The organism is Embleya sp. NPDC050154 (genome assembly GCF_044460165.1).
In the GTDB taxonomy this organism is placed as follows: Bacteria; Actinomycetota; Actinomycetes; order Streptomycetales; family Streptomycetaceae; genus Embleya.
In genome coordinates this window covers 173,455-183,913 of record NZ_JBITJP010000009.1, presented here as the reverse complement: position 1 = coordinate 183,913, position 10,459 = coordinate 173,455, and the positions used below count along the sequence as shown (strand labels likewise).

General features: G+C 71.5%; 10 protein-coding genes. 3 read left to right on the top strand and 7 right to left on the bottom strand.

The genetic code is table 11. The features are described from left to right. Nucleotides 1–2: 2 nt before the first annotated feature. Nucleotides 3–1,097 carry an ABC transporter substrate-binding protein gene (locus tag ACIBSV_RS20715; RefSeq protein ID WP_395864984.1) on the top strand — a complete coding sequence of 365 codons (1,095 nt, stop codon included), beginning with the start codon at nt 3–5 and terminating at the stop codon, nt 1,095–1,097. Between the two features lie 88 nt (nt 1,098–1,185). On the opposite strand, the gene panD is transcribed toward ACIBSV_RS20715, so the two are convergent. From panD to ACIBSV_RS20695, 4 genes are read right to left on the bottom strand one after another with little or no spacing between them, the layout of a single operon-like run. Continuing rightward, nucleotides 1,186–1,608, bottom strand: a complete 423-nt coding sequence (gene panD, locus ACIBSV_RS20710; RefSeq protein ID WP_395864982.1) for an aspartate 1-decarboxylase — start codon at nt 1,606–1,608, stop codon at nt 1,186–1,188. Between the two features lie 13 nt (nt 1,609–1,621). Then, complete coding sequence (locus ACIBSV_RS20705; protein ID WP_395864980.1) at nt 1,622–1,831, bottom strand: MbtH family protein; 210 nt, start codon at nt 1,829–1,831, stop codon at nt 1,622–1,624. A gap of 6 nt (nt 1,832–1,837) precedes the next feature. Then, nucleotides 1,838–3,184 (bottom strand): enterobactin transporter EntS, encoded by a 1,347-nt coding sequence (gene entS / locus ACIBSV_RS20700; RefSeq protein WP_395864978.1) that lies wholly within the window; start codon nt 3,182–3,184, stop codon nt 1,838–1,840. Nucleotides 3,185–3,187: 3 nt separating this feature from the next. Beyond that, the gene (locus ACIBSV_RS20695) at nt 3,188–4,555 is read right to left on the bottom strand and encodes a lysine N(6)-hydroxylase/L-ornithine N(5)-oxygenase family protein (RefSeq protein ID WP_395864976.1); all 1,368 of its coding nucleotides are present in this window, start codon (nt 4,553–4,555) and stop codon (nt 3,188–3,190) included. A 159-nt stretch (nt 4,556–4,714) separates the two neighbouring features. Between ACIBSV_RS20695 and ACIBSV_RS20690 the strand changes: the two genes are divergently transcribed. Further along, nucleotides 4,715–6,043 carry a salicylate synthase gene (locus ACIBSV_RS20690; RefSeq protein WP_395864975.1) on the top strand — a complete coding sequence of 443 codons (1,329 nt, stop codon included), beginning with the start codon at nt 4,715–4,717 and terminating at the stop codon, nt 6,041–6,043. A 133-nt stretch (nt 6,044–6,176) separates the two neighbouring features. Here the strand turns inward: ACIBSV_RS20690 and ACIBSV_RS20685 are convergent, their stop codons facing one another. The 3 genes from ACIBSV_RS20685 to ACIBSV_RS20675 form a co-directional block, all read right to left on the bottom strand. Further along, nucleotides 6,177–6,953, bottom strand: coding sequence for an ABC transporter ATP-binding protein (locus tag ACIBSV_RS20685; RefSeq protein ID WP_395865284.1), 777 nt, complete (start codon nt 6,951–6,953; stop codon nt 6,177–6,179). Nucleotides 6,954–7,248: 295 nt separating this feature from the next. After that, on the bottom strand, nt 7,249–8,322 hold the full coding sequence (locus tag ACIBSV_RS20680) for a FecCD family ABC transporter permease (protein ID WP_395864973.1): 1,074 nt from the start codon (nt 8,320–8,322) through the stop codon (nt 7,249–7,251). After that, the gene (locus ACIBSV_RS20675) at nt 8,319–9,287 is read right to left on the bottom strand and encodes a FecCD family ABC transporter permease (protein WP_395865282.1); all 969 of its coding nucleotides are present in this window, start codon (nt 9,285–9,287) and stop codon (nt 8,319–8,321) included. Before ACIBSV_RS20675 ends, ACIBSV_RS20680 begins: the two co-directional genes overlap by 4 nt. 236 nt (nt 9,288–9,523) lie before the next feature. Here ACIBSV_RS20675 and ACIBSV_RS20670 point away from each other — a divergent pair, with 236 nt between their 5' ends. Continuing rightward, nucleotides 9,524–10,375, top strand: a complete 852-nt coding sequence (locus ACIBSV_RS20670; RefSeq protein ID WP_395864971.1) for a siderophore-interacting protein — start codon at nt 9,524–9,526, stop codon at nt 10,373–10,375. Nucleotides 10,376–10,459 lie beyond the last annotated feature (84 nt).

The following is a 10,459-nucleotide window of genomic DNA, read 5'->3' as shown; positions in this document are numbered from 1 at the left end:
TCATGCGAAGAATCGCAGCGCCGCCCTTCGTCCGCCACACCGCCGCCCGCCGCACCGGCCCCGGCCGCCTCGCCGCGGCCGGGATAGCCGTGGCACTCGTGTTCGGCCTCGCTGCCTGTGGCGACGACGACAAGAAGGATGCCTCCGGCGCGTCGCCCGCCTCCGGACCGGCGGCGGCCTCTCCCGGGACGGGCGGCGCGGCGGCGCCGACGTACCCGATCACGATCACCCACAAGCTGGGTACCACCACGATCAAGAAGGCGCCGAAGCGCATCGTCGCGCTGGGCGAGGGGGATCAGGACGCCGCGCTCGCGCTGGCGACCAAGCTCGCCGGCATGGTCGAGACGACCCCGCCGGACGGGGTGGCACCGTGGGCCAAGCCCAAGCTGGCCGGCGACAAGCCGCAGATCATCACGATGGGTGAGAACGGCGCTCCGCTGGAGAAGGTGCTCGCGCTTCAGCCCGACCTGATCCTGGCGAACACCGACTACTGGGTCGAGCAGGAGTACGACAAACTCAGCAAGATCGCGCCGACCACGGCGTTCGAGACCGGCCCCTCGCAGGACAGTTGGCAGCAGGTGACCCGGCAGGTCGGCAAGGCGCTGGGCAAGTCCACCGAGGCCGAGAAGCTGGTGACGGACCTGGAGGCCAAGATCGCCGGGGTGGCCACGAGCCATCCCGCGATCAAGGGCAAGTCCTTCGCACTGACCAACGCGCAGAACGCGGGTACGGTCGCGGTGCTCAAGGACAAGTCGGATACCTCGGTGAAGCTGCTCGCCGGGTTCGGGATGACCTTCCCGGATGCCATCGCCGGCCTGCCCGGGGCCGGATTCGCCGCCGAGTTGAGCATGGAGCGGCTGGACGTGCTCGAAGTGGGCGTGCTGCTGAGCAACTACAACGCGGACGACGCGCTGAAGAAGGCGATCGAGGGCAACCCGCAGTTCGCCAAGCTGAACGTGGTCAAGCGTGGTTCGTACGTCCCGCTGGACTCCAACGATTTCTGGGCCCTGCGTGCGCCGACCCCGCTCGCCGTGGAGTACGTGATCGACAAGATCATGCCGCGCGTGGACGCCGCCGCCCAGGCCGCGAAGGTCTGATCGCGGGCACCGGACGGAAGGTGAAGAGCCCCCGACTCCCCTGCGTCACAAGGGAGTCGGGGGCTCGATCGTTCGAGGTTCGATCGTCTCAGAGTACGGCGACCGTGGTGCCGGCGATCTGTCCCGGCATGCCGGGCACCGGCTCGGCCGGGTCGGTGCCCAGTGCCACGACGCGGTTGTCCGCGTCGACGTGCACCACGCGCGGGCGATGCGTGGCCAGTTCGGCTTCGTCCAGGAGTGCGAACGCCATCACGATGACCAGGTCGCCCGGGTGGATCAGCCGCGCGGCGGCCCCGTTGGCGCCGATCACCCCGCTGCCGCGCGGGCCGGGGATCGCGTACGTGGTCAGGCGCGCCCCGGTGTCGATGTCGACGACCTGGACCACCTCGCCCTCGGTGATGCCGGCAGCGTCGAGCAGGTCCTCGTCGACCGTCAGCGATCCGACGTAGTGCAGGTCGGCCTGTGTCACCCGGGCCCGATGGATCTTGCCACTCAGCAGCGTGCGCAGCACCGGTGCTCTCCGCTCAGTTCTCGGTGGCGGCCACGAGGGAACGCGGCCGCATGTCGGTCCAATTGGTCTCGATGTGTTCCAGGCACTGGGCCCGCGCGGCGGGTCCGTGCTCGGTGTGCCAACCGTCGGGCACGTCCAGGAACGCGGGCCACAAGGAGTACTGGCCCTCGTCGTTGAGCAGGGCCAGGAACGTCCCGGAGTCGTCGTCGAAGGGGTTCGTCACGGCGGGTCAGCCTTTCGTGGTCGTCGATGTCGTCGGCGGCGTGGCGCCGGGGGTGGGGTCTTCGGCCGCGGCGGGGTCGGTCGGGGTCGCCGCCTCCTCGGCCGGTGCGGAGGTCGGTTCCGCGGCCCGCAGCGCGGGCAGCGCGGTGGCGACCGCGAGGACCGCGGCGACACAGGCCAGGCCGCCGGCCACGAGGGTGGCGCCGGGGCCGATCAGGCGGGCGACGCCGCCGGAGAGCGCGTTGCCGGTGGCCGGGCCCGCGGTGGCCTGGGCCAGCCACAGGCTGCCCACCCGGCCTTGGAGTCGGTCGGGCGTGTACTGCTGTAGGAGGGTGCGGCGCAGGATCTCGGAGATGGTGTCGGCGCCGCCGGCCACCGCCAGGACGAGCAGGCCGAGCCACAGGTGCCGGGTCAGGCCGAAGGCGGCGATCGCCGCGCCCCACAGTGCGGCCACCGCGATCAGGGTCACCCCGGGGCGTTGCACCCGCGAGATCCAACCGCCGGCCAGGGCGCCGAGGAAGGCACCCACGGCGGGGGCGGTGTAGAGCAGGCCGACCGCGGTGGGTCCGCCGTCGAAGACCTCGTGGCCCATCTCGGGGAACAGGGCGTACGGCATGGCCAGGACGACGGCCGCCAGGTCGACGAGCATGAGCCCGCGGATGATCCTGTTCGCGCGTACGTGTCGCAGCCCGTCCAGGATGGCTTGCACGGGGTGTTGCGTGGCCGCGATGTCGGCGTCCTCGTCGGGTTCCGGGTGCAGTTGCGGCAGCCGCCACAGCAGGGCCGCGCCGGCCACGAACCCGGCCGCGTCGATCAGGTAGCACACCGCGACCCCCGGGCCGGCGGCGATCAGGCCCGCCAGGCTGGGGCCCACCATCGCGCCGAACTGGGTGGTCAGGGTGAGCAATGCCCCGGCCGCCGCGAGGTGTTCGCGCCCGGCGAGGGCCGGTGTGACGGCCATCAGGGCGGGTGCGCCCAGGCCGCCGGCGATGCCGGCGGCGATGGCCGCGAGGTAGACGAACCACAGTTGGGGCTCGGGTGCGAGGGCGTTGCCGGCCAGCGCGAGCACGACGACCGCGGAGCCCGCACGGGTGGACAGGATGAGCCGGCGCCGGTCGGTGCGGTCGGCCAGTACGCCGCCGGCCAGCAGGCCCACGCACAGGCTGACGCCGATCACCAGGTTGACCAACCCCACGTGCAGCGAGGACTCGCCCAGGTCGTAGACCTGGATGCTCGCGGCGACCGAGGTCAGCGCGGTCCCGAGCATGGACAGCGCGGTGGCGGTGAACAGCAGTCGGAACTCGCGATTGGCCCGCAGCGGGGTGATGTCGACCGCGATGTCGCCCAGGCGCACCGATCAACCCTGCCGGGAGGTGGGGATCAGGCCGTTCGCGATCGCGGTCGGGTTCTCGGTCGCGATCGCGGTGGTGGGGTCCGGGCCGGAGCGCTCGTTGATGGAGGTGAGGATCTCGCCGGCGCGGACCGCGATGTTGGACAGCAGGGTGGAGCCGATGCCGTGGGTGTGCTCGGTGCCGCCTTGGAGGTAGATCCCGGCGCTGAGCGGGGGTTCGGTGACCACCCGGTAGTCGCGGCCGAGGCGGGGGCGTCCGTACTCGTCGCGCGCGCAGGCCCGGGCGGTGTCGCCGAAGAGCGCGAGTCCGTCGCCGGGGCGGTAACCCGTGGCGTAGACGACCACGTCGGCGCGCAGCGTCTCGGTCTTCCCGGTGGGCAGGAACTCGACGTCCACGTGCGCTGCTTCGGGGTCGTCCCGCAGGTCGACGACCCGGGAGGCATGCCGGATGTACAGGCGTTGGCGGCCCTGGACACGCTCCTCGTACACCCGCCGGTACAACTCTTCGATCAGATCGCCGTCCACGACCGAGTAGTTCGTGTTCCGGTGATACTCCGTCAGTTGCCGTTTGACCTGCTCGGGCGCCTCGAAGTAGTGGTCGACGGCTGCGGGGTCGAAGATCCGGTTGGCGAACGGGCTGTCGTCGGCGGGGGAGTAGCCGTAGCGGCTGAAGACCGCGTGCACCTCGGCGTCGGGGAAGCGTCGGTAGAGGTAGTCCGCGGTCTCGGCGGCGCTTTGTCCGGCGCCGACCACCACCGCGGTGCGCACGGTCGTCGGGTCGGTGGCGGCGACGTTGGGCACGAGTCGGGAGTTGTGCCAGACCCGGGCGGAGGCCTCGACTCCCTCGGGCAGGTGCGGCATCAGGCCCGGGGCGAGTACGACGTTGCGGGCGCGGTGGGGGGTGGGATCACCCGCCACGGCGACGTCGAACGCGGTGATCCGGCCGGCGGTGAGGACGGGCTCGATGGCCAACACCTCGGCGCCGTAGCGCACATGATGGGCCACCCGGGCCGCGGCCCATTCGAGGTATCCGTGGAACTCGGCCCGGAGCGGGAAGAACACCTTGTGGTTGACGAAATCGACGAGTCGGTCGATCGAGTGAAGGTAGTTGACGAAGCTGAAGTCACTGGTCGGATTACGCATCGTGGCAAGGTCCTTGAGGAAGGAGACCTGCATCGTCGCGCCGTCCACGAGCATGCCGCGATGCCAGCCGAAGGTGGGCTGTTTCTCCAGGAACAGGGCGTCCACGCGGTGGTCCGACGAGGTGCGCGCGTTGTGTTCCTCGATCGCGACGGCGAGCGCCAGGTTCGAAGGCCCGAATCCGACCCCGATGAGGTCGTGCGTGGTCTTTCCGTCGTGCCGAGAGGAGGTCAACGAGCGTTTCCCTTCTGAGTGGTGGCCTCGAAGGGCACACGAAGCACTATTGCCTTTCAGTAGGGGAGGCTAACCTAACCTCGCGCGATGTGACCAGGGCCGTGGATCAATAGGTTAGCCTTGCCTAACCTGTCACTGTGCCGAATCGCGGAGGCTGTCGTGTCCGACTACGTCGAGCGGGAACTCCCTTTGTCCGAAGATCCTTTGGACCTGGCCGCAGCGTTGGCCGAGGCATCGTCGAGCATCGTGGGCAGCCGTGCGCATGTGGTCTACGAGCGGGACGACGAATGGTGCGTGGGCCTGGGGGTGCTCGTCGAGGTCGTGGTGACCAAGCACGAGGTCCGCTGTAGCGGCGGTGGCGGTGGTGACAGCGTGCGGTCGTGGGTCGACTCGCCGCTGCCGGCGGTCGACGAATTCCTGCGCGGGGCCCCGGTGTCACACTGGCGCGCGTATGGGTGGGCCGGGTTCGAGTTCGCCTACCTTCAGGCCGGCATGCCGGAACTGGTGGGTGAGGAACCGTTGTTGCACCTGTTCGTTCCGCGCATCGAGGTACGCCTGAGGCAGGGCCGGGCACGAATACGCGCCGTCGACGCCGAGGAACTCGTGGCGGTCAGCGCGCTGTTGGCCGCGCATCGACCGGCGCCGCGCAAGGATCCGGTGTCTCTCGACGTCGAGGCCGGCGGCGCCGGCGAGTACCGCTCGGCGGTCGGCGCGGCGGTGGACGAGATCCGCGCACGGCTGCTGCGCAAGGTCATCCTGTCCCGGACGGTCGAGGTGCCCACACCGGTGGACATGGTCGGCACCTACCTCGCCGGGCGGCGCGGAAACACGCCCACCCGCTCGTTCCTGCTCGACCTGGGCGGTGTGTGTGCGACCGGCTTCAGCCCCGAGATCGTGGTGTCCGTGGACGCCGATCGCAACGTCGGCACCCAGCCGCTCGCCGGAACCCGCGCGCTCGGCGGCGGGGAGGCGGCCGACCTGTCGCGACGCGACGACCTGCTCAGCGATGCCAAGGAGATCTACGAGCACGCCATCTCGGTCAAGGTCGCCTACGACGAACTGGTGCCGCTGTGCGACCCGGGCACGGTGATGGTCACCGACTACATGTCGGTCAAGCCGCGCGGCAGCGTGCAGCACCTGGCATCGTCACTGGTGGGCCGGCTCGCGCCCGGCATCGGATCGTGGGACGCGTTCGCGGCGCTGTTCCCCGCGGTGACCGCGTCGGGCGTGCCCAAACCGGCGGCGTACCGCGCGATCCGGCGACACGAGACGGGTCCGCGCGGGCTGTACAGCGGCGCGGTGTTGACCATGGACCACGACGGGACGCTGGACGCGGCCCTGGTGTTGCGCACGCTCTTCCGGCGCGACGGCAGGACGTGGCTCCAGGCGGGCGCCGGCATCGTGGAACAGTCCGAGCCCGGGCGCGAGTTCGAGGAGACTTGCGAGAAGCTGCGCTCGGTGGCCGGCTACCTGGTGCCGGCGCACTGAGCGACGGGCGTCTTCGACGGGTGCGACAGGCGTGCCTTCGCGCCGCCGGGGATGCCGAGCGGCGCGAAGGGCGGGCATGGTGTGCCGCCGGGTGGGGAGGGGGCCTCGCCGACGACGCGTGTTCGACGTGGCTCTAGCGACGGCCCCCGACCGGGATTACCAGTGGTGTGCCCGCGATGGGGCACTCGATCACCGCCGCGCGCAGGTCGAACACCTCGCGCACCAGCTCCGGCGTGACCACCTCGGCGGGCGGCCCGGACGCGACCACCCGGCCGTCGCGCATCGCGATCAGGTGATCGGCGTACCGGCACGCGTGGTTGAGCTCGTGGATGACCATCACCACGGTCCGGCCCTCGGCCCGGCCCAGTTCGGCCACCAGCTCCAACACGTCGACCTGATAGGCCAGGTCCAGGTAGGTGGTCGGTTCGTCCAGCAGCAACACGGGGGTGTCCTGGGCCAACGCCATGGCGATCCATACCCGTTGGCGCTGCCCGCCGGAGAGCTCGTCGATGCCTCGACCGGCCAACGCGTCCACACCGGTGGCCTTGAGCGCCGCGTCCACGACGGCGTCGTCGGAGGAGGACCACTGCCGCCACCACCGCTGGTACGGAGTGCGACCGCGCGCGACCAGATCGCGCACGGTGATGCCCTCGGGCGCGGTCGGGGACTGTGGCAACAGCGCGAGCCGTTGGGCGAAGTCCCGCCCGGACAACCGGGAGACGCTCTCGCCGTCGAGCAGGACGCTGCCCTGACGCGGTTTCAGCAACCGGGCGAGGGCGCGCAGAGCGGTCGACTTCCCGCACGCGTTGGGCCCGACCAGGGCGGTCACCCGGCCGGCGGGGATGTCGAGGTCCAGGTCCCGGGCGACGATGCGTTCGCCGTAGCCGAGGGTGATGCCTTCGGCGGTCATCCCGGGGGCGGCGGTCGTCCCGGGGGCGCCGGAGGCGTTCCTCGACGGAGCGGAGGGAGGGGCGGCGTCCGGCGCGCCTTTCTTCGTCGCCGGTTCGGTGTGCCGCGTCGTGTTCCCGGACTGCGCGGACTGCGCGGCCTGCGCGGCCTGCCCGGTCGAACCGGGCCGCTCGGCCGGTTCGATCGGCGCGGACGGCTCGACCGTTCCGACCGGTCCGGCGAGTTCGGCCTGCGCGGTCGCCTCCGTGTCGTCCGGGTGATCCGTCTGCTTCGTCTGCTCCGGCGCGGAACCCACGTCAGCCTCCCTTTCCGGCCCGGTTGTTCCGGGCGAGCAACCACAGCAGGTACGGCGCCCCGACGGCGCCGGTGACGATGCCGACCGGGAGTTCGTTGGTGAACGCGGTGCGGGCCACCACGTCCGCCACGACCACCAGGGCCGCGCCGACGAGACCGCTCACCACCAAGGGCAGCCCGGGGGTGCCGGCCAGTCTGCGGGCGATCTGCGGGGCGGCGAGCGCGACGAAGACCACCGGTCCCGCGCACGCGGTGGCCGCCGCCGTCAGTCCCGTCGCCAGCACGAGCAGCGCGATCCGCGAGCGGGTGACCGGCATGCCCAGGCTCGCGGCGGTGTCGTCGTCGAACTGGAGCATGCGGTACGGCCGTGCGAGCGCGATCGTCGCCGGCACCAGCACCACGAGCGCATAGCCCAACCAGCGCACGTGGGTGTACTCGCGCCCGTCCAGGCTGCCGGTCAACCACGAGGTGGCCCGGGTCGCGGTGTTCACGTCGACGCGCGCGAGCATCCAGCGGGTGAGCGCCGCGAGCATGCCGTTGACCGCGATGCCCACGAGCACGAAGCCGTACCCGGAGATGGTGCCGCCGCGAAACGCCAACAGATAGATGGCGGCGGCCGTCGCGAGCGCGCCGACCAGGGCGCCGAAGGGCACCGCGCCGTAGGTCGTGGACTGCGTGGTGCTCACACCGCCCAGCAGGATCGCCAGCACCGCGCCGGCCCCGGCGCCGGCCGTGATCCCGATCAGGTCCGGCCCGGCGAGCGGATTGCGGGTCACGGCCTGGAAGACCGCCCCGGCCATCCCGAGCGCGAATCCGACCAGCACTCCCACCAGGGCCCGTGGGAGCCGGAGTTCGTGCACGACCAACTCGGCGTCGGCGGGACCCGCGCCGAACAGCCCGGTGACCACGTCGCGCCACGGCAGGTGATAGTCGCCCAGCGCCAGCGACGCGATCAGGCCGACGAAGACGAGCACCGTCAGGCCGACGGCGGCGGCAAGCGTACGCGGGCGCACGGCGAATCCCAGCGGCCCTCGCTCCCAACGCAGGACGCGCGGTGCGGGATCGGCAGTCTTCATCCGGTGTGTTCCCCGATCCTTCCGCGCCTGACCAGATATATGAGGAAGGGCGCCCCGAGGAAGGCGGTGACCACGCCGACCTCCACCTCCGTGGGCCGTGCGATCACCCTCCCGACCACGTCGGCGACCAGCAACAACACCGCACCGGCCAGCCCCGAACACGGCACCAGCCAGCGGGCGTCGGGCCCGGTGAAGGCCCGCAGCACATGCGGCACCACCAGACCGACGAAGACGATCGGCCCGGCGGCGGCGACCGCGGTCCCGGTCAGCAGGACGACCACGAGCGCGCCCAGCGCCCGGGTGGTGCCCGCCCGCGTGCCGAGCGTGGTGGCCAACTCGTCGCCGAGCGCCAACGCGTTGAGCCGACCGGTCAGACTCAGCGCGAGGCAGATCCCGACCACGACGAACGGCAGCAGGAACAAGGTGGTTTCGCTGTCCCGGCCGGCGAGCGAACCGACCGCCCAGGAGCGGTAGCGGTTCAGTGAGTCGGGGTCGGTCAGCACGAGCGCGCCGGTCCCGGCCTCCAACAGCGCGCTGACCGCGGCCCCCGCGAGCGCGAGCTTGGCGGGTGTCGCGCCACCCACGCCCGCGCCGCCCACCAGGTAGGCGATCGCGCCCGCGATCGCCGCGCCGAGGAAGGCGAACCACAGGTGGCTGTGCGATCCGGTCAGTCCGAGCAGTCCCACACTCGCCGCGACCGCGAACGCCGCACCCGCGCTGACCCCGATCAGACCGGGGTCGGCCAACGGGTTGCGGGTCACGTTCTGGGCGACGGCGCCGGCCACCCCCAGCGCGACGCCCACCAGGAGTCCCAGGAGCGTGCGCGGCACCCGCAGATCGCGAATCAGCCCGGCGTCACCGGTGCGTTCGCCGCCCAGCATGGCGAGCACCTCGCTCGGCGCGACGTTGCGCGTGCCGATCGCCAGGGACGCGAACAGCGCGCCGAGCAGCAGCACGGCCAGCATCGCGAGCAGCCCGACACGCGAGGAACGACCGGGCGCGGCCCGGGCGTCGGACGCGGCGACGGCGGACGGGGCATCGGGGGAATCGACCCGGAGAGACACCCCAGTAAGGTAAGGCATACCTGAAAGACTTGCCCAGTACGCCCGGTTGCGACGCCGTGCCGCCGGGCGTCGCGCACGCATACCGATTCCGACCCGAGGCGCCGAGCAATCGGGACCGAACGACGAGGGGGCATCCCATGGCGCGAGACGACCAGGCCGGCGACACCCGTGACCGTGCCGGGCGGTCGCCGATTCGCACCTGTCTGGCCACGGTCGTGCGGTCGGCCGAGGTGACGCCGAGAATGTTGCGGTTGACGCTCGGCGGAGACGAGTTGCGTACGTTCGAGGGCGGAAGGCAGGCCGACGAACGGGTCAAACTCTTCTTCCCGCCTCGGGGCGAACGCATACCGGTGCTACCCGAATTCGGCCCCGAGGGTCTGGTCCATCCCGCCGGCGCGACGCCGCCGCACGCGCGCAACTACACCGTGCGGCGCTTCGACCCGGCCGGGCCCGAACTCGACATCGACTTCGTGATCCACGGCCACGGCCGAGCCGTGGAATGGGCCCGCGAGGCCCGACCCGGCGACGTGCTCGGGATAGCCGGCCCGGCGGTCGGTACGCTCCCGCCCGCCGACGCCGACCAGTTGTTGATCGCCGGGGACGAAACGGCGCTGCCCGCCGTGGCCTCGATCCTCGAACGCCTCACCCCCGGCACGCGCGCGCACGTCTTCGTCGAGGTCGCCGACCGCTTCGAGGAGCAGCCCCTGAGCGCGGCACCGGGCACCGACGTGCGGATCCGATGGTTGCACCGGGACACCTCGGCCGACCCCGACGACGATCAATTGGCCGACGCGGTTTGTGAATTCCCCTGGCCGGACGGCACCGTGCACGCCTGGGTCGCCGGCGAGGCGCTCACCGTGCGCACCATCCGTCGCTACCTGCGCAACGAACGCGGTCTGAACCGGGACACCCTGCACGCGGCCGGCTACTGGCGCCGAGGCAAGACGGTGGAGGAGTGGCTGAACGAGCCCCAGGACGCGGACGCCTGATCCCGCACGGGCGTCCTCCCCGCGGGGATTCCGGCCCGAAGAGATTTCCGACGAAGGTGTTATCAAAACCCGGGGCTCGTGGCG